Source organism: Pseudomonas peradeniyensis (genome assembly GCF_014268935.2).
Taxonomy (GTDB): Bacteria; Pseudomonadota; Gammaproteobacteria; order Pseudomonadales; family Pseudomonadaceae; genus Aquipseudomonas; species Aquipseudomonas peradeniyensis.
In genome coordinates, this window is record NZ_JABWRJ020000001.1 from 516330 (window position 1) to 536232 (window position 19903).

The following is a 19903-nucleotide window of genomic DNA, read 5'->3' on the forward strand; positions in this document are numbered from 1 at the left end:
TGGCTATAATCGCCCCCTCACACACCGCGAGTCCGCCCGCCCATGTATACCCTGGCCCGCCAGCTGCTGTTCAAGCTCTCCCCGGAAACCTCCCACGACCTCTCGCTGGACCTGATCGGCGCCGGTGGCCGCCTTGGGCTCAACGGCCTGCTGTGCAAGCAGCCGGCGGCGTTGCCGGTGACGGTAATGGGCTTGAACTTCGCCAACCCGGTCGGCCTGGCCGCGGGCCTGGACAAGAACGGCGCGGCCATCGACGGCTTTGCCCAGCTGGGCTTCGGCTTCGTCGAGATCGGCACCGTGACGCCGCGTCCGCAGCCGGGCAACCCCAAGCCGCGACTGTTCCGCCTGCCGGAAGCAACGGCCATCATCAATCGCATGGGCTTCAACAACCTGGGCGTCGACCACCTGCTGGCGCGGGTACGTGCCGCGAAGTACACCGGCGTGCTTGGCATCAACATCGGCAAGAACTTCGACACCCCGGTCGAGCGGGCCCAGGACGACTACCTGATCTGCCTGGAGAAGGTCTACAACGACGCCAGCTACATCACCGTCAACGTCAGCTCGCCGAACACCCCGGGCCTGCGTTCCTTGCAGTTCGGCGACTCGCTCAAACAACTGCTGGATGCCCTGGCCGAGCGCCGTGAGCAGCTGGCGCAGGCGAACGGCAAGCGCGTACCGCTGGCGATCAAGATCGCGCCGGACATGAGTGACGAGGAGACCGCCCTGGTGGCGGCGGCGCTGGTCGAGTCGGGGATGGATGCGGTGATCGCCACCAACACCACCCTGGGGCGCGAGGGCGTCGAAGGCCTGCCGTATGGCGGTGAGGCAGGCGGCCTGTCGGGGGCGCCGGTGCTGACGAAGAGCACCCATACGGTCAAGGTGCTGGCCGGTGAGCTGGGTGGCAAGTTGCCGATCATCGCTGCGGGCGGGATCACCGAAGGACGCCATGCGGCTGAGAAGATCGCTGCGGGGGCGAGCCTGGTGCAGATCTACTCGGGCTTCATCTATAAGGGGCCTGCGCTGATCCGTGAGGCGGTGGATGCCATTGCCGCGATGCCGAAACAATGAAGTGAATCTGTAATTGTGGGAGCGGGCTTGGCCTGTGATGGCGCCAGAACAAGTTGTTTGGGCAGATGCCATCGCGGGGCAAGGCCGCTCCCACGTTGCCCGTTGGATGGAGTGAAGAAAGGGGCATAAAAAAGGGCCCCTACAAAGGGGCCCCTGGGCCGCAGCCCGCCGCCCGGATAGGGCGCGCATGGTGACTCGAATTCAGTGTCCTCGTTCAGCCAAGTGCGTGGTTTTCGTTTCGGGTAGAAATGCCAGCGATGCCGGTTTCAGCGTTCCAGTAAGCTTCACGGCCGTTGCGCCAACCGTTCATCCAGTTTTGATGGCCAGCTGTACCTTCCTGTTTTGGGCACAGTTCTCGGGATTTACCTTGCATGCCGTATTGAAAGCCGCGTGAAAAATCTTTCTCCGACGAGTTACGCTTCATTCTTCTATCACTCATAAGGTATTGCCCTCACTTGTTGACTGAAATGTCCCGTCGACCTCTCCGAGGCCGGGCAGAGTCGTTCTGCCGAAGTGCACCCGCTGCTGGCGTGGCGGGTTGAAAGTGCCGCCCCGTTGCGGTGCGGCCTGAGATCAGTTCTAACGAATGCGAGTCACAGTGTGAATGATCGATTTGTCATAAGGACGTAACCTTTCCGAGGGTGAGGGGATAAGTAAATAAATGCGACTCAACCTTGTTTGCCGTTGAGCCCGCTATGATCAGGGTTTACCCAACCTTGACGTCAATTGGCCAGCGTTGCTGGATGATGACAGTAATATTTGGTAATGCGACGAAGGGTCACATCTGAACCCAGCGTCCACGCAATTTTCATACTGCTCGACGATCAAAGCCTTTTTCGCCAGCCGGCAAAGGCATGATCGACGGGCGGCCAGGCCTGGCGAGCGTTTCGCCGGGCCACCCGGGCGCCTCGTGGAAAGGCGTGCGGGCAAACAGCGGCAGCCGATGCGTCGGCTCGCCATCTACCTAGCCAAAGGCTCTGGATTGCACATGTCGGACCGTTTCGAACTTTACCTTACCTGCCCCAAGGGTCTTGAAGGCCTGCTCGCCGAGGAAGCCCGTCAACTGGGCCTGAACGAGGTGCGTGAGCACACCTCGGCCATTCGCGGCGACGCCGACATGGAAACCGCCTATCGCCTGTGCCTCTGGTCGCGCCTGGCCAACCGCGTGCTGCTGGTGCTCAAGCGCTTCTCGATGAAGAACGCCGACGACCTGTACGACGGCGTGCATGCCGTCGACTGGGCCGACCACCTGGCGGCCGATGGCACCCTGGCGGTGGAGTTCAGCGGCCATGGCTCGGGCATCGACAACACCCACTTCGGCGCCCTCAAGGTCAAGGATGCGATCGTCGACAAGCTGCGCAACCGCGAAGGCCTGCGCCCGTCGGTGGAGAAGGTCGACCCGGATGTGCGCGTGCATCTGCGCCTGGACCGTGGTGAAGCAATCCTGTCCCTCGACCTGTCCGGCCACAGCCTGCACCAGCGTGGCTATCGCCTGCAGCAGGGCGCGGCACCCTTGAAGGAAAACCTGGCGGCGGCGGTGCTGATCCGCTCTGGTTGGCCACGTATTGCGGCCGAGGGCGGGGCCCTGGCCGACCCGATGTGCGGCGTGGGCACCTTCCTGGTCGAGGCGGCGATGATCGCCGCCGATATCGCTCCCAACCTCAAGCGCGAGCGCTGGGGCTTCAGCGCCTGGCTCGGCCATGTGCCGGCGCTGTGGCGCAAGGTCCACGACGAGGCCCAGGCCCGGGCTCAGACCGGCCTGGCCAAGCCGCCGCTGTGGATCCGCGGCTATGAGGCTGACCCGCGGTTGATCCAGCCGGGGCGCAACAACGTCGAGCGCGCGGGCCTGGGCGACTGGGTGAAGATCTACCAGGGCGAGGTGGCCAGCTTCGAACCGCGCCCGGACCAGAACCAGAAAGGCCTGGTGATCAGCAACCCGCCGTACGGCGAGCGCCTGGGCGACGAAGCCAGCCTGCTTTACCTCTACCAGAACCTCGGCGAGCGCCTGCGCCAGGCCTGCATGGGCTGGGAAGCGGCGGTGTTCACCGGCGCGCCGGAGCTGGGCAAGCGCATGGGCATCCGCAGCCACAAGCAATATGCTTTCTGGAACGGTGCGTTGCCGTGCAAGCTGTTGCTGTTCAAGGTCCAGCCCGACCAGTTCGTTACCGGTGATCGTCGTTCGGCCCAGGTCGAGGCGGCTGAGGGCGAGCCTCGTCGCCAGGCCCCGGTGGCCAGCGAGCCGGCGCGCCTGTCGGAAGGCGCGCAGATGTTCGCCAACCGCCTGCAGAAGAACTTCAAGCAGCTGGGCAAATGGGCCCGCCGCGAGAAGGTCGATTGCTACCGTGTGTACGATGCCGACATGCCTGAGTACGCCCTGGCGGTCGACCTGTATCACGACTGGGTGCATGTGCAGGAGTACGCCGCGCCTCGCTCGATCGATCCGGACAAGGCCCAGGCGCGCCTGCTCGACGCGCTGAGCGCGATTCCCCAGGCTCTCGGCGTCGATCCGCAGCGTGTGGTGCTCAAGCGCCGGGAGCGCCAGACCGGCACTCGCCAGTACGAGCGCCAGGCCACCGAAGGACGCTTCCAGGAGGTCAACGAAGGCGGCGTCAAGTTGCTGGTCAACCTCACCGACTACCTGGACACTGGGTTGTTCCTCGACCACCGCCCGATGCGCATGCGCATCCAGCGCGAGGCGGCGGGCAAGCGTTTCCTCAATCTGTTCTGCTACACCGCCACGGCCACCGTGCACGCGGCCAAGGGTGGCGCACGCAGCACCACCAGCGTGGACCTGTCGAAGACCTATCTGGACTGGGCGCGGCGCAACCTGTCGCTCAACGGTTTCTCCGAGCGCAACCGCCTGGAGCAGGGCGATGTCATGGCCTGGCTGGAGAGCGCCCAGGACAGCTACGACCTGATCTTCATCGACCCGCCGACCTTCTCCAATTCCAAGCGCATGGAGGGGGTGTTCGACGTGCAGCGCGACCATGTGCAGCTGCTCGACCTGGCCATGGCGCGCCTGGCCCCGGGAGGTGTGCTGTACTTCTCCAACAACTTCCGCAAGTTCCAGCTCGACGAGCACCTGGCGACGCGGTACGTGGTGGAGGAGATCAGTGCCCAGACCCTGGACCCGGACTTCGCCCGCAACAACCGCATCCACCGCGCCTGGCAGCTGCGCCTGCGCTGAACCGACGAGGTACGTGGCACGCCTGCTGGCCAGTGGCTATAACTCAGGACAGGGCGGGACAATACGCAGGACGCTGACCTTGGTTGGAGTCCTCTATGTCGACCCCGGGCGTACCTGTGAAGCGGCTTGGCCTGCTCGGCGACGAGTTGTCGGCCTGGGGCGTGGCCCTGGCGGCGCTGGTCGCCGGGGCGTTGCTCACGGCGGCCCTGGCGATCGCCACCCAGACCTTCTACCAGCAGCAACTGCGCCAGCGCTTCGAGCTGCTGGCCAGTGAGCGCTACAGCCGTATCGCCGAGCGTTTCGAGGAACAGGAGCAGCGCCTGGACGGCCTGCGCCGGTTCTTCGCCTATTCCACTGAAATCACCCCCCGCGAGTTCGATGGCTACGCACGTCCCTTGCTGCACCGCACCCAGGCCTACTCCTGGGCACCGCGGGTAGCGGCGGCGCAGCGCGAGGACTTCGAGCGGCGCGCCAGTGCCTGGCTGGGCCAGCCTTACCAGATCCGCGACGTGGACGCCCGGGGCGATTGGCAGGCCGCGCCGGCGCGCGATCACTACTATCCGGTCCTGTACACCCAGGCGGCGAGCCGCCAGGCCCAGCCCTACGGCTTCGACCTGGGCGGACAGCCGCTGCGCGCCGCGACCCTGGCCCGGGCCGTGAGCCCCGGCAGCATGGCGGTGTCGGCGCCGCTGGACATGATCAACGTCGAGCCGACCTATACCCGTGGCCTGCTGATCGTCGCCCCGGTGTTCGCTGAAGAAGCGTCTGCGGGCGAGCCCCCCCGAGGCTACGTCATGGCCTTGCTGAGCCTGCATCAGCTGATCGCCGAGAGCCTGCCGACGGTGGCTGACGACAACCTGGTGGTGCGCATCCTCGACCTGTCCACCGAGGGCGGGCACGAGGTGCTGTTCGATTCGGGGATGCCGCCGGCGCGGATGGGATTTGCCAGCAGTCACCTGCTGCACCTGGCCGACCACCATTACCAGCTCGATATTCGCCCCAGCCAGGGCTTTCTCGCGGCCAATCGTTCGTCGGCGGTGCCGGTGGTGGCGTTGCTCGGCGGCCTGCTCAGCGTGTTGCTGGCGTTGCTGCTGTACAGCCTGTTCAGCCAGCGCCAGCGTGCCCTGGGCCTGGTGGCCCGGCGCACTGCCGAGCTGCGCGTCAGCGAGCAGTCATTGCGCGAGACCCACAACCAGTTGCGCAGCGTGCTCGATGCCGCGACCCAGGTGGCGATCATCGCCACCAGCCTGCGCGGCGTGATCGGTACGTTCAACGCGGGCGCCGAACGCATGCTGGGCTATTCGGCCGGCGAAGCGCTGGGCCAGTTGCGGCTCGAGGATCTGGTCCTGCCCGAAGAGCTGCACCAGCGTGCCCACGCCTTGAGCGTGCGCTTCGGTCGTGAGGTCGGCGCGGGTCAGGCGATGTTCGCCGAGACCGTGCAGGAGGGCGGCGCGGAGCCGGCGGACTGGACGCTGGTGCGCAAGGATGGCAGTCACCTGCTGGCCAACATGCTGGTGACGGCGGTGCTGGACGAGCAGGGGTTGTGGGTGGGTTACCTGGCGATCTGCATCGATGTCACCGAGCGGCGCCGGGTGCACGAGGCGCTGGCGGCCCGTGATCGGCTGCTGGAAAAGCTCAGCGCGGAGGTGCCTGGCGGCATCTACCAGTATCGTCTGGATGCCGATGGTCATTCCTGTTTCCCCTATGCCAGCCAGGGCCTGCACGACATCTATGAGGTGGACCTGGCGTTGCTGCGCCAGGACGCCGCGGCGGTGTTCGAGCGTATTCATCCGGACGACCTGGAGCGGGTGCGGCGCTCGGTGCGTTACTCCGCCGAGTACCTGACGCCGTGGCGGGAGGAGTACCGGGTGTGCCTGCCACGGGCGGGGTTGCGTTGGGTGCGGGGGGAGGCCACCCCGGAAATCGGCGAGCACGGCAGTACGCTCTGGCATGGGTACCTGACCGATATCTCGGACCTCAAGCGGGTAGAGGAGGAGCTGCGGGCGCTGTCGGTGACCGATGCGCTGACCGGGATCTACAACCGGCGGTATTTCCAGGAGCGGTTGCGTAACGAGCTGGATCGGGCACAGCGGGATGGGTTGGACCTGGCGGTGATCATGCTGGATATCGATCACTTCAAGCGGATCAACGATCAGTTCGGGCATGCGGTGGGGGATCATGTGCTGCGCAGCCTTTGCCAGCGGATCGGGCAGCGGTTGCGGCGGACCGATGTGTTTTGTCGGTTGGGGGGGGAGGAGTTCATGGTGTTGTGTCCGGGGAGCAATGCCGAGCAGGCGCGGATGCTGGCGCAGGAGTTGTGGCAGGGGGTGCGGAGTGTGCCGGTCGAGGGGGTGGGGCGGGTGACGGCGAGTTTTGGTGTGGCGGGGTGGCGGGTTGGGGAGGGGGCGGATGCGTTGTTGTTGCGGGCGGATGCTGGGGTTTATGTGGCCAAGCAGGGGGGGAGGGATCGGGTTGAGGGGGAGCTGTCTTGAGTTAAGCTTGATCTGTTGTTTGGTTGTTTGGTTGTTTGGTTGTTTGATTGTTTGATTGTTTGATTGTTTGATTGTTTGATTGTTTGGTTGTTTGGTTGTTTGGTTGTTTGATTGTTTGATTGTGTTGAAGGATTTATGCGCATTCATTTTTGATGTCGACGCTTAGTCACCTTTCCGCCCTTACGGCGGGTAACTTTTTGAAGGATCAAAAAGTCACCAAAAAATCCTCGCTCCATTCATCCGGCCCTACGCTTCGCTCCGGGTTCCCTCACTCCGGCCTTGCTCCCGGGAGGACCGCGCTGCAGGGCCCATCCTGGGCCCCAGCGCTTGACGGGCATCCATGCCCGTCACCTCCCTTCGCAAGACCTCCGTTCGGCCTCCTGAAGTCGCGAAGTTACGAGCGGCGCCTGGACTGGCGCAGCTGTCGCTAGTTGAAAGCTTAGTTGATCTCTCGACCGTATCGCGGGGCAAGCCCGCTCCCACGCAATAGTCGCCGTTATATATAACCCTGTAAGAGCAGGGCTTGCCCTGCGAAAAGGGCCGGAACAGCCAGTACATAATTAACTGTCAAACAACTAAATTCGCATTTCTTGCTCTTGCTCTTGCTCTTGCTCTTGCTCTTGCTTCTAAGCGCGCGATAGTCCAGGCGCCACCAATTGCGACTTCAGGAGGCCGAGCGGAGTTCTTGCGGAGGGAGGTGACGGGCATGGATGCCCGTCAAGCGCTGCGCCCCAGGATGGGGCGTTCAGCGCGGTCCTCCCGGGAGCAAGAACGGAGCGAGGGAACCCCGAAGCGAAGCGTAGGGGCCGGATGAATGGAGCGAGGATTTTTTGGTTCCTTTTTGATCCTTCAAAAAGGAACTCGCCGTAAGGGCGAAAAGGTGACTATGCGTCACCATCGCCAATGAATGCGCTTACAACTCTCAAAACCAACACCCTGAAAGCCCAAGCCCAAGCCCAAGCCCAAGCCCACTCAAATCAAGGCATCACCCCAACAGTCCCATTCCCCGCCTTAGGCTGCCGATAAAGATCCAGCAACACCTGGTCGAGAACCTGCGAAGCCCCCCAAGGCTTGGGATCATTGAGAATGGCCGCCACCGCCCAGGTGTGCCCGTTACTGTCCCGGCTGAACCCGGCAATCGCCCGCACGGTATTCAGGGTCCCGGTCTTGATGTGCCCTTCGCCCGTCATGGCCGTGCGCTTGAGCCGCTTGCGCATGGTGCCGTCCATCCCCACCAGCGGCATCGAGCTGATGAACTCGGCCGCATACGGGCTCTTCCAGGCCGCCTGCAGCAACGCCGCCATCTCACGGGTGCTGACCCGCTCGGCACGGGACAGGCCCGAGCCGTTCTCCATCACCAGGTGCGGCGAGGTGATGCCTTTCTTCGCCATCCACTGGCGCACCACACGCTGGGCGGCACGGGCGTCGTCGCCGTCGGCGTCGGTGCGGAACTGCGCGCCAAGGCTCAGGAACAGCTGCTGGGCCATGGTGTTGTTGCTGTACTTGTTGATGTCGCGGATGACTTCGACCAGGTCCGGCGAGAAGGCGCGGGCCAGCAGGCGGGCGCTCTTGGGCACGTTCTCGATGCGGTCGCGGCCCTGGATGCTGCCGCCCAGCTCGTTCCAGATCGCCCGCACGGCACCGGCCGCGTAGGTCGGGTGATCCAGCAGCGACAGGTAGGTCTGCGAGTTGCAGCCGTCGGCGAGCTGGCCACTGACCGTCACGCTGACACCGTCCGGCTGGACTACCGGGTTGTAGCGCACCTCGCCGGTGCACTGCTTGCCAGCCACGGCCTTGACCTGGTTGTCGATGCGGATGCTGGCGATCGGCGGCTCGACCGAGACGTTGACCTTGCCACCGTCGTTGCGGGCAACGAAGCGCAAGGCCTTGAGGTTGACCAGCAGCGAGTCCGGCTTGACCAGGAACGGCTTGTTCTCGTCGCCGCCGTCGTCATCGAATTGCGGCAGGTTGGGTTGTACGAAGTGACTGCGGTCCAGGACCAGGTCGCCGGTCACGGTGCGCACACCATTGGCGCGCAGGTCGCGCATCAGCAGCCAGAGCTTTTCCATGTTCAGCTTGGGGTCGCCGCCGCCCTTGAGGTACAGGTTGCCGTTCAGCACGCCGTTGCTCAGGGTGCCGTCGGTGTAGAACTCGGTTTTCCACTGGAAAGTGGGGCCCAGCAGTTCCAGCGCGGCGTAGGTGGTGACCAGCTTCATGGTCGAGGCCGGGTTGACCGACACGTCGGCGTTGAACACGGTCGCCGTGCCCGGGCCGTCCAGCGGCAGCATGACCAGCGACAGGGCCGAATCCTGCAGCTTGTTGGTCTTGAGCGCCTGCTGCACCTTAGGCGGCAGGCTGGTGTTGACGGTGGCGGCCTGCACGGACAGCGACAGGGGCAGGAACAGGCCGGCGAGCAGCAGTGGGCGGAGCGTCTTGATCATAAATGGACAAACCCTGCAGGCGAGGGAAAAAGACAACGGGGCTGTAGGAAGTGATGGCCCCAGGACAAAATGTAGTGCGCATTATGCCCCAAGCAGCACGAGCATGGGCTTCATTCGACGGAAAAGCGCCGTTAGGCAGCGGAAACTGGTAAAGTGCCGCGCGTAATTAATTGAGAGGATTGTTTCATGGCTACCAACCGTTCCCGTCGCCTGCGCAAGAAACTGTGCGTGGACGAATTCCAGGAGCTGGGTTTCGAACTGAACCTGGGCTTCAAGGAAGACCTGTCCGATGAAGCCATCGATGCCTTCCTCGACGCCTTCCTGGCTGAAGCCATGGATGCCAACGGCCTGGACTACGTCGGTGGCGACGACTTCGGCCTGGTCTGCAAGGCCACCCGTGGTTCGGTCAACGAAGAACAGCGCGCCGCTGTCGAAGCCTGGCTCAAGGGCCGCAGCGAACTGACCAATATCGAAGTCAGCCCGCTGCTGGACGCCTGGTACCCGGAAAAACCGGTCAACCCGGCTTCCTGATGAATGTCGGCGGTACGCCCTGTACCGCCCTCATCCGGCTTCGGCCAGGCGCTCCCGCTGCCTGGCCAGGGCTTTCTCCACGCGGCGCATATGCCGCGCCAGCGCCTGACGGCGCCGTTTAAGCTCAGCCTGGGGCAGGTCCGTCTCCTCCAGTGCCTCGCACGCCTCGATCAATGCCTGTGCATCCAGCATCCTTCCTGCGCTGAGGATCTTGTGTGCCTGTAATGCCAGCTCGGCGCTTTCATGCCGCGGGTCGATGGCCATCAGCACCTGCAGGTCCTGGCGCAGGCTCAGCAGCAGGGTGTCGAGGATACGGTCGCGGTCGGCGAGGTTGTCGCCGACGATCGCTGAAAGACCGTCGAGGTCGAAACGCGCTGCTGGCGTATGGCGCTTGTCACCCTGGCGGGCAAGCAGCGCAATCGCATTCAGTCGCTGCCCCAGCACTTGCAGGCCGATGGGTTTGAGCAGGCAGTCGTCCATGCCGGCGTCGAGGCACTGCTGGCGCACCTCGGGTTGGGCGTTGGCGGTGTAGCCGAGGATGGTGCAGGGTGGTCGCTCGTGCAGGCGTTCTTCCATGCGCACGGCCCTGGCCAGTTGGTAGCCATTCATCTGCGGCATGTTGCAATCAACGATCAGCACGTCGAAACAGCCCTCACGCCATTTGCGCAGCCCTTCGCGTCCATCCTCGGCGCTTTCCTGGCTCAGGCCCAGGTAGTTCAGTTGCTGGGCCATCAGCAACAGGTTGGCCGGGTGATCGTCGATCACCAGTATGCGCAGCTGCCGGTCGGGCTGGAGGATTTCAGTGGCCGGTCGTGGCAAGGCTGCCGCCGGCTCGATGCATTGCAGCGGCATCACCAGGCGCACGCGGGTGCCTACGCCCTGCAGGCTTTGCAGGGTGAGTTCACCGCCCATCATCGCGCACAGGTCGCGACTGATGACCAGGCCCAGCCCGGTGCCGGCCCGGGCACCATCGCTGTAGGGGTTGGCCTGCACGAAGGGCGAGAACAGGCGTTGCAGGTCCTGCTCGTGGATCCCTATGCCGCTGTCGCGCACCTCCAGGTCGAGGGTCGGCACCGCCGGCTCGCCGTCGTTGCGCAGGCGGACGCTGATGCGTACCTGACCTTGTTCGGTGAACTTGATCGCATTGCTCACCAGGTTCGACAGCACCTGCTTGAAACGCAGCGGATCGAGCATCGCATGGCAGCGGGCCTCGCGGGCGATCACCACATCCAGCACCAGGCCCTTGTGCCGTGCCAGGCCATCGAACACGCGGCCGACCGACTCGACCAGGACCGCGAGGTCGACAGGTTCGGGAGCCAGGGACATTTGCCCGGATTCGATCCGGGCGATATCCAGGATGTCGCCGATCAACCCCAGCAGGTCGCTGGCCGAATGATGGGCGACCTCCAGCGCAGGGCGGTCCAGCTTGCCCTGGTCGGCGCGCTTGAGGGCCAGTTCCAGCATGCCGATGAGGGCGTTCATCGGCGTGCGGATCTCATGGCTGATGGTGGCCAGGAAGGTGCTCTTGGCCCGATTGGCGTCATCGGCCTGTTGCTTGGCCAGGCGCAGGTCCTGGACCAGGTTGCGGCGTTCGCTGATATCGATCCAGCCACCGATGATGCCCTGCATCTCGCCCACCGAGTCGCGGTAGGGCAGGATCCAGTGATAGATCGTCAGCTCACGGTCACGCAGGCGCAGGGGGCGATCGAGGATTAAGGGCTTGCCCTGGGCCATCACCCGCTGGTAGTCATCCTGGACCTGGCGGGTATAGTCGCAGTCGCTGAAGGGGGCCTCGTCCAGGCTCTTGCCCAGGACTTCCTCGAGACTGGCGCCAACGGCCTGCAGGTAGCTGTCGTTGCAGCTTTGCAGGCGCCCGTCACGGTCGCGGACATACATCGGATGGGGCGTGCCATTGAGCAGCGCGCCCATGAATTCCAGCTGGTCGTTGAGCGCCCGTTCGGCCCGCTGGCGCTGCTTGATCTGGCGGCGCAGCCGGGCATTCCACACCAGTGCGAGGACCAGCAGCACCGCGATGACCCCCGCCACCTGAAGGATCAGCCGACGGTAGCTGCGCCAGTAGGCGTCGTCACGCAGGCCATGGTCGCGCCAACGGCTGTTGATCACCCCCAGTTCCTCCGGCGAAATGCTCAACAGCGCCTTGTCGAGGATCGCCGCCAGCTCGCTGGCACCCGCGGCAGTCGCCATGGCGAAGGCTGCCGGTTCCGTGCCCACGGTGCTGCGGATCACCAGGTTGTTGCTGGTGGCGAGCATGTGGTTGGCGTCGATCAGGGTGGCGATTGCCGCATCCACCGCGCCGCTGCCGAGCAGCACCATGGAGTAGTAGGTGCTTTCGGTGGCGACCTGGTGAATCCGTGGGTGACGTGCCGCGAGCAGGGCGGCCACGCTGCTGTCGCGGGGCACGGCGACGCGTTTGCCCTTGAGTTGCTTGAGGCTGCTGGGCTGGTCGTCGCCGGTGTGGCTGACCAGCACGTAGGCGCTTTCAAGGTACGGGCGGCTGACCTGCAGCGGGCTGCCGCGACGGGCGTCGGTGGAGAGGCTGGCGATGATATCGGCGCGGCCGGACTCGAGCTGGTCGATCATGTCGCCATCGCCGCTGGCGCGGCGGATCTCGAAGCGCAGGCCGGTGCGCAGGCGGATGAGTTCGAGCAGGTCGGCGACGATGCCGCGCAGGCGGTCATTGTTGTCGAAGAAGGTCAGGGGCGCGGCGGTGTCGTTGACCACCACGCGCATGATCGGATGTTCGCTCAGCCACTGTTCCTCGCGCGCCGACAACTGCAGCTTGCGATCGGTCAGCAGGCTACTGCTGCTGGCACTCCAGCGCTTGAAGATATCGTTGCGGGTGGTGTTGGGCTGGGCGTCGAGGGCGGCGTCCACCAGGGACTGGAGGGTGAGCGCGTCCTCGCGCATGGCGAAGCTGAAGCCCACGGCTTCGTGCTTGCCGAAGTTTGCCATGCGCAGGTGCGGCAGGTGCCCCTGGCTGATCAGGTAGTGGGTGGAAATGGTATCGCCGATGAACACGTCGGCCTGCTCGAAGGCCACGGCATTCAGCGCCTGGGTGGATGATTCGAAGGTCAGCAGCTCGGCCTTGGGGTAGTTGGCGTGAATCTCCCCGGGCGGCAGGTAGTGATACAGCATGCTCAGGCGCATGCCCGTCAGGCCCGTGTCCAACGCCCGGGTTTCATCCTCGCGGGTCACCAGCACCGGTTGGTCGATGGCGTAGGGCCGCGACAGCGCCAGGCCCTGGGTCACCGCTTCGTAGCCGTTGGCGCTGCCCAGCAGGTCGATATGCCCACTCTTGAGCGCCGCGACCGCCGCCGGCCGGCTGGGAAAGCGCTGCACCCGCACCGGCAGGCCCAGGGCGCTGCCGATCAGGCCGGCGTAGTCGGCCGTCAGCCCCTGGTATTCGCGCCCGCCCGTGGCGATGTCGAACGGCGGGTAGTCAGGGGCCGAGGTGCCCAGCACCAGTTCCCGGCGTTGCGCGAGCCAGTCGCGCTGGGCCGGTGTCAGGCCGGGCTGGACCGATGCCGGCGCCGAACGGCTGAGCAGGGTATAGGTTCGCCCGGTGTCGACGGTCACGCCGGCACCTTGCAGCGGCATGCCCAGGCACAGCAGCGATGTAACGATGCACCTCCACATCATGACCTCAAACCAGCGCGTTGCGTTTGGCGACGTCGATCAATTCCACCAAAGTGCTGGCGCGCAACTTGTGCATGAGACGTTTCTTGTAAGTGCTGACGGTCTTGTTGCTGAGAAACATGCCCTTGGCGATCTCCTTGTTGCTGCGCCCCTGGGCAAAAAGTTGCAGGACCATGAGTTCCCGATCATTGACCTGGCGGAACAGCTCCAGCTCCTGGTTGCTGCCCGTCGGCGGTGGATTGAGTGCCTGGCTGGGGAAATAGTTGTAACCGGACAGTACGGCCTTGATCGCGCTGAGCAGTTCGCTGAGGTCTTCCTGCTTGCACACGTACCCGGCCGCGCCGGAGTGCATGCAGCGCACGGCGAACAGGGCCGGCGATTGGGCTGTGAGCACCAGGACCTTCAGCGGGATGGCCATGGCCTGCAGGCGCGAGAGCATCTCCAGGCCATCGAGCTTGGGAATGCTGATGTCGAGGATGACCAGGTCCGGCGGAGTCTCGCGGATCAACTGCATGGCGTCCACGCCGTTGTCCGATTCCCCGACCACCTTGTATCCCTGGTTTTCCAGCAACATCCGTATCGCCAAACGTATGACGGGATGGTCATCAACTATAAAGACTGAGTGCATATTCAACATTCCATGCGGCGCGTGAAGGCAGCCGGCACATTAGCTCAGTTGAATGTCAACGGGCAGGGAAGTAGCTGCCAAAACCGGGATATAGGAATTTACTTACAGTGTTGGCGAAACATTGCTACGAGTGATGTAGATATTGAGAGGGATTTATCAGGGTTTGATCGTTTTTGTGGGTTTGCGTGGTGAGTGTGTTTATTGGATATCAATATTGCGTGGGAAATTTCATGCATATTAAACGCGAGTGGCAAACAGACGCCTGCCACCCCGTCATTCCCTTATTTCGGACTGGAGCGCCCGGTCATTTCCAGGGCCATTTCGCTGGCGTAGCTGTCGGTCATGCCGGCGATGAAGTCGATCATGCGCAGGAAGGCGTCGTGCAGCGAACCATGCGGGTCGGGGGCGTTGTTGCCGATCAGGTCCAGCACCCGCCGGCTCTTGAACGACGGGGTACGCCCGCCATGCTGTTCCAGGGCCGCACCGCAGAAGGTATTGAGCAGGATCTCCAGGGTCGTGTAGGCGCCGATCTCGTGCAGGGTCTTGCGCTTGTCCTGGAAGATCTTCTTGCGCGCCATGTCCTTGGCCTGCAGCACGCAGCGTTGCGCCGGGCCGTGCATGTGCTCGACCAGGTCGCCCGCCAGGCTGCCTGCGAGCAGGGTCTGCTGCTGCTCGACGAAGGCCTGGGCGGCGGCGTTGGTCAGGTGCTCGATGGCCTTGCCACGCAGGATCGCCAGCTTGCGTCGACGTGATTCGCCGGGCCCCAGCAGGCGATAGGTTTCCGGCAGGTCGTCGCCCACCAGGTCCAGCAGCAGCGCCTCGACCTCGGCGTATTGCAGCAGGTCCATCTCCAGCCCGTCCTCGAGGTCGATCAGGGCGTAGCAGATGTCGTCCGCGGCCTCCATCAGGTACACCAGCGGGTGGCGCGCCCAGCGCTGGTGCTCCAGCTGCGGCAGGCCGAGCTTGCCGGCGATCTGTTCGAGCAGCCCCAGTTCGCTCTGATAGCAGCCGAACTTGTGCTTCTTGTAACCCAGGGCATCGGCATGGCGTGCCGCCCACGGGTACTTGAGGTAGGCGCCGAGGGTGGCGTAGGTCAGGCGCATGCCGCCGTCGAACTGGTGGTACTCCAGTTGGGTGAGCACGCGAAAGCCCTGGGCATTGCCTTCGAAGTTGAGGAAGTCGGCGCGCTGGTCGTCACTCATGTCGTCCAGCCAGCCGCGCCCGGCGGCCTGTTGGAACCAGTGGCGGATGGCATCTTCGCCGGAATGGCCGAACGGCGGGTTGCCGATGTCGTGGGCCAGGCAGGCCGACTGCACGATCATCCCCAGGTCGCTCGGTTCGCACCAGGCCGGCAGTTGCTCGCGCAGGGTCTCGCCGACGCGCATGCCCAGCGAGCGGCCGACGCAGCTGACCTCCAGGGAGTGGGTGAGGCGGGTGTGGATATGGTCGTTGCTCGATACCGGGTGCACCTGGGTCTTGCGCCCCAGGCGGCGGAAGGCGCCGGAGAAAATGATGCGGTCGTGGTCCTTGTGGAACGGGCTGCGGCCGAGTTCCTCGGGGCTGTAGAGGGCCTTGCCCAGTCGTTCGCGGGTCAGCAGGGTGTGCCAGTCCAAGGCGTGATCTCCCATCGTAGAGTCGGGATAGCTTCCTGCGTCCGGCGCGCCCGCGCAAGCGTCGGACGCGCCTTGGCCTCAGGGGCGGCGGCTGTTGCCGAGAAACAGGCGGATCAGCGGTACCAGGCTGGTGCCCAGGCGTACCAGGCGCGTCAGGTTGCCGCTGCGCACGCCCTTGCCGGTGAGAAAACCCAGGGCGACGACGGCGCCGATGCCCCACAGCGAGCCGTGCTTGACCCCCAGGCCCTCGCCGAACGAGCTGCCCATGCCGCGCAGGCGGCGGACTGGTTCGAGCAACTGGCCGGACTCGTGGCGGATTTCCTGGCGGTGCATTTCCATGCGCAGGCGCAGCAGCGCCTTGCGCAGCTCACGTGGGTTACGGGTGTTGGGCAGTTCGGGCAGGCTCATGGCAGCAGGCGCTCCCGATCCTTGGCCAACTCCTCGAGGGTGGCGTTGAACGGTGAGGACTCATCGAACACCGCGGCTTTCAGGCGCAGGCCGCAGTACAGCGCGGCGAGCCCGTAGAACACGCACAGGCCGATGATCCCGGCCAGCCGGTAGCTGTCCCACAGCAGCACCAGCAGCAGGCCCGACAGCGCGGTCAGCAGCAGCAGGGCGAACACCAGGGCGAGGCCCGCGAACAACAGCAGGCTGAGGGTGCGGGCCTTCTGCTCCTGCAACTCGATGCCGAACAACTCGATATGGCTGTGCAGCAGCCCCAATATGGCCGCGCCCAGGCGCCGACCGGAGGCGCCCGTGCCGATGGCGTCGTTGTCCATGCCGGCTCCTCAGCGCTTGGCCAGCAGGCCGATCAGCAGGCCGACGCCGGCGGCGATGCCGATGGCCTGCCACGGGTTCTCCTGCACGTACTCCTCGGCGCTGCCAAGGGCCGCCTGGCCACGGGCGCGCACCGAGTCCTGGGTCAACTGCAGGGTTTCGCGGGCCTGTACCAGGCGTTCGTGGATCTGCTCGCGCAGTTCGTCGGCCTGGTCGCCGGCCAGGTTGGCGGTGTCGGCGAGCAGCTTCTCGGTGTCGCGGACCAGGGCCTGGAAGTCAGCCATCAATATTTCCTGTGCAGTCTTTGCCGATTTGCTGGCCATGGATGGGCCTCTCCCTGTGGATGTGTACTGGTTATTTCGAGTGATCGGTGGCGCGGAAGGTTCAGCGGGATGTGTTGGTACAGCGCTTGCTAAAAAGCGGTGCGTGTCCGCCAAGGCTTGCGCCGAAACCATGCGCCAGCGCTGCGGATACCGCTAAACCTTAACCCAATCCACGACAAACCCAAGAAAAAACCACGCAGGCGCCGCCCGGCTCACCGAAACGGGGCAGGGGCCTGGCACCGATCCGGTGCATGGATGCCGGTTCTTGAACTGTCCTGGTGCCTTTTTGCAGGTCTGCCACTTCATGGAAAACATGCACAGCGCGATGGACTCCCTGGTCCATGGCTCCAACACCTTGTTCATCCTCATGGGCGCGATCCTGGTCCTGGCCATGCACGCGGGGTTCGCCTTTCTCGAGGTCGGCACGGTGCGGCACAAGAACCAGGTCAACGCCCTGTCGAAGATCCTCAGCGACTTCGCCATCTCGGCCCTGGTGTATTTCTTCATCGGCTATTGGGTCGCCTATGGCGTGAGCTTCCTGCAGCCGGCGGCGACGCTGGCCAGCGATCACGGCTATGCGCTGGTCAAGTGCTTCTTCCTGCTGACCTTCGCCGCGGCCATTCCGGCGATCATCTCCGGCGGTATCGCCGAGCGCGCGCGCTTTGCGCCGCAACTGTGCGCGACGGCTTTGATCGTGGCGTTCATCTACCCGTTCTTCGAGGGCGTGGTGTGGAATGGCAACTTCGGCCTGCAGGCCTGGTTGCAGGCGCGTTTCGGCGCGCCGTTCCATGATTTTGCCGGGTCCGTGGTGGTGCACGCCATGGGCGGCTGGCTGGCGCTGGCGGCGGTATTGTTGCTCGGCGCGCGCCGTGGCCGCTACCGCGACGGACGCCTGGTGGCGTTCGCGCCGTCGAGCATTCCGTTCCTGGCGCTGGGCTCGTGGATCCTGATCATCGGCTGGTTCGGCTTCAACGTCATGAGCGCGCAGACCCTGCAGGGGGTTAGCGGGCTGGTGGCGATCAACTCGTTGATGGCCATGGTCGGCGGCACGCTGTCGGCCCTGCTGGCCGGGCGCAACGACCCGGGCTTCCTGCACAACGGCCCGCTGGCCGGCCTGGTGGCGGTATGCGCGGGCTCCGACCTGATGCACCCGGTGGGCGCGCTGGTCACCGGGCTGGTGGCCGGTGGCCTGTTCGTCTGGTGCTTCACCGCCGCGCAGAACCGCTGGAAGATCGACGATGTGCTGGGCGTGTGGCCATTGCACGGCGTGTGTGGCGTATGGGGCGGCATCGCTTGCGGCGTGTTCGGCCAGGCGGCCCTGGGCGGCTTGGGCGGCGTCAGCCTGGTCAGCCAGTTGCTGGGGAGCCTGGCGGGCGTGCTGGTGGCGCTGGCCGGCGGTTTTGCCGTGTATGGCCTGATCAAGGCGCTGCATGGCCTGCGCCTGAGCCACGAGGAGGAGTTCCAGGGGGCGGACCTGGCCGTGCACCGGATCGGCGCCACCAGCCAGGATTGAGCCAGGTCAGGTGCGCGTTGGCGGGGACGGACCTAGAATGAGCATCCATTCATGCGAATTACGGATGTCTGCATGCTCCCTGAAACCCAGTTGTTCGGCACCGTGGGGTGCCACCTGTGCGAAGTGGCCGAGGCTGTGCTGATGCCGTTCGTCGAGCACGGCCTGCTGGTCGAGCTGGTCGATATCGCCGACAGCGAGGCGCTGTTCGAACGCTATGGGCTGAGCATCCCGGTGCTGCGCCGTTGCGATACCGGCGCCGAGCTGGGCTGGCCGTTCGATGCCGAGCAGGTGGTGGCCTTCCTCGGCTGAACCGTGCATTGACGAGCGGGTGGCTCGCTCCGTATGCTGTATATAAATACAGTATCCGAGGTGAAGCCATGCTCAATGTCGAGCAACTCAAGTACAGCATCAATCACATGGCTCCCGAGCGTGTGTGCGAGGCCGTGCTGGAATTGCGCCTCGACGGCATCGTCACCGACGAACGCACGCCGTTCGGCAAGGTGCATTTCAACACCTGCTTCGCCGAGATCGAGGCGCTGTTCCAGCGCGCCGGCTTCCACCGTCCGCTGGACGTGGTGGGCTACCAGGGCCTGAGCTACGCCCTCTACGATCCGGGGCGCTGGGACGCGGTGCAGGTGCTGCGCTGGCTCAAGGCGCGTTGCGAGCCGGCCAGCGAGGCTGGTTGAGGGGCGTGGGGTAGGGGATAATGCCGCCCCCTGCAAAACCGAGCCTGATGATGACCACGCCTTTCGACCCCGCCCGCCAGCAAGCCAGCACCGTATGCCTGCCCCCAGGGCCCTGGACGACCGTGCTCGACTGCCTGTGCGATCATTTCAAGGGCATCGACCGTGAGCAGTGGCTCGACCGCTTCGCCCGGGGCCGGGTGCTGAATGCCGATGGCCAGCCTATTGCGGCGGATACGCTTTATCGGCGGGGCATGCGTTTGCACTATTTCCGTGAAGTGCCCAACGAGAAGGTGATCCCGGTGCAGGAAGAAATCCTGCATGTCGACGAGCACCTGGTGGTGGCGGACAAACCGCACTTCCTGCCTGTCACGCCCACCGGCGAGTACGTCGAACAGACGCTGCTGCGCCGGCTGATCCGGCGCCTGGACAACCCGCACCTGGTGCCATTGCACCGCATCGACCGGCACACTGCCGGGCTGGTGCTGTTTTCCGCCAACCCGCAGAGCCGTGGCGCCTATCAGCGCCTGTTCCCTGAGCGGCGCATCGACAAGCACTACCAGGCCATCGCCTCAGCCATGCCGCAGCATCACTACCCGCTGGTGCACCGCAGCCGTTTGGTGCATGGCGAACCGTTCTTCCGCATGCATGAGGTGGAAGGGGTCGACAACAGTGAAACCCATGCCTGTGTGCTGGAGAAGAATGGCGAGCTGTGGCGCTATGGCCTGTCACCGGTCACCGGCAAGACTCACCAGTTGCGGGTGCATATGGCGGCGTTGGGCGCGGGGATCTGCAACGATCCTTTTTATCCGCATCTGGTCAACGAACAGGATGATTACGCACGGCCACTCAAGCTGCTGGCCCATAGCCTGCGCTTCGAGGATCCGCTGACGGGTGAGGCGCGTTACTTCGAGAGCCGGCTGACGCTCGACTGGTAAAAGCATCGCCGGCAAGCCGGCTCCCACAGGTACGGCGCAGGTCTCGAAATCG

The 19903-nt window shown here is 64.6% G+C and carries 16 protein-coding genes; 8 read left to right on the forward strand and 8 right to left on the reverse strand.

Annotated elements, in window-relative coordinates:
- Positions 1-42 precede the first annotated feature (42 nt).
- Complete coding sequence (locus HU751_RS02335; protein WP_186734444.1) at positions 43-1068, forward strand: quinone-dependent dihydroorotate dehydrogenase; 1026 nt, start codon at positions 43-45, stop codon at positions 1066-1068.
- A 214-nt stretch (positions 1069-1282) separates the two neighbouring features.
- On the opposite strand, the gene rmf is transcribed toward HU751_RS02335, so the two are convergent.
- Positions 1283-1507, reverse strand: a complete 225-nt coding sequence (gene rmf / locus HU751_RS02340; protein WP_186714826.1) for a ribosome modulation factor — start codon at positions 1505-1507, stop codon at positions 1283-1285.
- A gap of 549 nt (positions 1508-2056) precedes the next feature.
- Between rmf and rlmKL the strand changes: the two genes are divergently transcribed.
- A complete protein-coding gene (gene rlmKL / locus HU751_RS02345) occupies positions 2057-4255 on the forward strand; it encodes a bifunctional 23S rRNA (guanine(2069)-N(7))-methyltransferase RlmK/23S rRNA (guanine(2445)-N(2))-methyltransferase RlmL (protein WP_186734445.1) in 2199 nt (732 codons plus the stop codon).
- A gap of 95 nt (positions 4256-4350) precedes the next feature.
- Positions 4351-6747: a sensor domain-containing diguanylate cyclase gene (locus HU751_RS02350; RefSeq protein ID WP_186734446.1), complete on the forward strand. Its 2397-nt coding sequence runs from the start codon at positions 4351-4353 to the stop codon at positions 6745-6747.
- A gap of 977 nt (positions 6748-7724) precedes the next feature.
- Here HU751_RS02350 and dacB read toward each other — a convergent pair.
- Positions 7725-9188 (reverse strand): D-alanyl-D-alanine carboxypeptidase/D-alanyl-D-alanine endopeptidase, encoded by a 1464-nt coding sequence (gene dacB, locus HU751_RS02355; protein ID WP_062574638.1) that lies wholly within the window; start codon positions 9186-9188, stop codon positions 7725-7727.
- Between the two features lie 186 nt (positions 9189-9374).
- Here dacB and HU751_RS02360 point away from each other — a divergent pair, with 186 nt between their 5' ends.
- The gene (locus HU751_RS02360) at positions 9375-9719 is read left to right on the forward strand and encodes a YggL family protein (RefSeq protein ID WP_050704800.1); all 345 of its coding nucleotides are present in this window, start codon (positions 9375-9377) and stop codon (positions 9717-9719) included.
- A 30-nt stretch (positions 9720-9749) separates the two neighbouring features.
- On the opposite strand, the gene HU751_RS02365 is transcribed toward HU751_RS02360, so the two are convergent.
- The 6 genes from HU751_RS02365 to HU751_RS02390 all read right to left on the reverse strand — a co-directional run bounded on the left by HU751_RS02365 (position 9750) and on the right by HU751_RS02390 (position 16717).
- On the reverse strand, positions 9750-13337 hold the full coding sequence (locus HU751_RS02365) for a transporter substrate-binding domain-containing protein (RefSeq protein WP_225933272.1): 3588 nt from the start codon (positions 13335-13337) through the stop codon (positions 9750-9752).
- Between the two features lie 46 nt (positions 13338-13383).
- A complete protein-coding gene (locus HU751_RS02370) occupies positions 13384-14004 on the reverse strand; it encodes a response regulator transcription factor (protein ID WP_050704801.1) in 621 nt (206 codons plus the stop codon).
- A 281-nt stretch (positions 14005-14285) separates the two neighbouring features.
- On the reverse strand, positions 14286-15617 hold the full coding sequence (locus tag HU751_RS02375) for a deoxyguanosinetriphosphate triphosphohydrolase (protein ID WP_186735874.1): 1332 nt from the start codon (positions 15615-15617) through the stop codon (positions 14286-14288).
- 78 nt (positions 15618-15695) lie between these two features.
- Positions 15696-16025, reverse strand: coding sequence for a hypothetical protein (locus tag HU751_RS02380; protein WP_050704803.1), 330 nt, complete (start codon positions 16023-16025; stop codon positions 15696-15698).
- Complete coding sequence (locus HU751_RS02385; protein ID WP_186713712.1) at positions 16022-16396, reverse strand: phage holin family protein; 375 nt, start codon at positions 16394-16396, stop codon at positions 16022-16024. The genes HU751_RS02380 and HU751_RS02385 overlap by 4 nt, the downstream gene beginning before the upstream one ends.
- A gap of 9 nt (positions 16397-16405) precedes the next feature.
- On the reverse strand, positions 16406-16717 hold the full coding sequence (locus HU751_RS02390) for an ElaB/YgaM/YqjD family protein (protein ID WP_186713711.1): 312 nt from the start codon (positions 16715-16717) through the stop codon (positions 16406-16408).
- Positions 16718-17021: 304 nt separating this feature from the next.
- Here HU751_RS02390 and HU751_RS02395 point away from each other — a divergent pair, with 304 nt between their 5' ends.
- From HU751_RS02395 to HU751_RS02410, 4 genes are all read left to right on the forward strand, one after another.
- On the forward strand, positions 17022-18230 hold the full coding sequence (locus HU751_RS02395) for an ammonium transporter (RefSeq protein WP_186735872.1): 1209 nt from the start codon (positions 17022-17024) through the stop codon (positions 18228-18230).
- 72 nt (positions 18231-18302) lie between these two features.
- Complete coding sequence (locus HU751_RS02400) at positions 18303-18539, forward strand: glutaredoxin family protein (RefSeq protein ID WP_050704806.1); 237 nt, start codon at positions 18303-18305, stop codon at positions 18537-18539.
- Between the two features lie 68 nt (positions 18540-18607).
- Complete coding sequence (locus HU751_RS02405; RefSeq protein ID WP_050704807.1) at positions 18608-18916, forward strand: hypothetical protein; 309 nt, start codon at positions 18608-18610, stop codon at positions 18914-18916.
- Positions 18917-18966: 50 nt separating this feature from the next.
- Positions 18967-19851: a pseudouridine synthase gene (locus HU751_RS02410; RefSeq protein ID WP_186735870.1), complete on the forward strand. Its 885-nt coding sequence runs from the start codon at positions 18967-18969 to the stop codon at positions 19849-19851.
- The last annotated feature ends 52 nt before the right edge of the window (positions 19852-19903 follow it).

Bases quoted from the DNA above. Each gene is read 5' to 3' on its own strand.
- HU751_RS02335 (WP_186734444.1), top strand. From the start codon at position 43: ATGTATACCCTGGCCCGCCAGCTGCTGTTCAAGCTCTCCCCGGAAACC.
- rmf (WP_186714826.1), bottom strand. From the start codon at position 1,507: ATGAGTGATAGAAGAATGAAGCGTAACTCGTCGGAGAAAGATTTTTCA.
- rlmKL (WP_186734445.1), top strand. From the start codon at position 2,057: ATGTCGGACCGTTTCGAACTTTACCTTACCTGCCCCAAGGGTCTTGAA.
- HU751_RS02350 (WP_186734446.1), top strand. From the start codon at position 4,351: ATGTCGACCCCGGGCGTACCTGTGAAGCGGCTTGGCCTGCTCGGCGAC.
- dacB (WP_062574638.1), bottom strand. From the start codon at position 9,188: ATGATCAAGACGCTCCGCCCACTGCTGCTCGCCGGCCTGTTCCTGCCC.
- HU751_RS02360 (WP_050704800.1), top strand. From the start codon at position 9,375: ATGGCTACCAACCGTTCCCGTCGCCTGCGCAAGAAACTGTGCGTGGAC.
- HU751_RS02365 (WP_225933272.1), bottom strand. From the start codon at position 13,337: ATGCCGCTGCAAGGTGCCGGCGTGACCGTCGACACCGGGCGAACCTAT.
- HU751_RS02370 (WP_050704801.1), bottom strand. From the start codon at position 14,004: ATGCACTCAGTCTTTATAGTTGATGACCATCCCGTCATACGTTTGGCG.
- HU751_RS02380 (WP_050704803.1), bottom strand. From the start codon at position 16,025: ATGAGCCTGCCCGAACTGCCCAACACCCGTAACCCACGTGAGCTGCGC.
- HU751_RS02385 (WP_186713712.1), bottom strand. From the start codon at position 16,396: ATGGACAACGACGCCATCGGCACGGGCGCCTCCGGTCGGCGCCTGGGC.
- HU751_RS02390 (WP_186713711.1), bottom strand. From the start codon at position 16,717: ATGGCCAGCAAATCGGCAAAGACTGCACAGGAAATATTGATGGCTGAC.
- HU751_RS02395 (WP_186735872.1), top strand. From the start codon at position 17,022: ATGGAAAACATGCACAGCGCGATGGACTCCCTGGTCCATGGCTCCAAC.
- HU751_RS02400 (WP_050704806.1), top strand. From the start codon at position 18,303: ATGCTCCCTGAAACCCAGTTGTTCGGCACCGTGGGGTGCCACCTGTGC.
- HU751_RS02405 (WP_050704807.1), top strand. From the start codon at position 18,608: ATGCTCAATGTCGAGCAACTCAAGTACAGCATCAATCACATGGCTCCC.
- HU751_RS02410 (WP_186735870.1), top strand. From the start codon at position 18,967: ATGACCACGCCTTTCGACCCCGCCCGCCAGCAAGCCAGCACCGTATGC.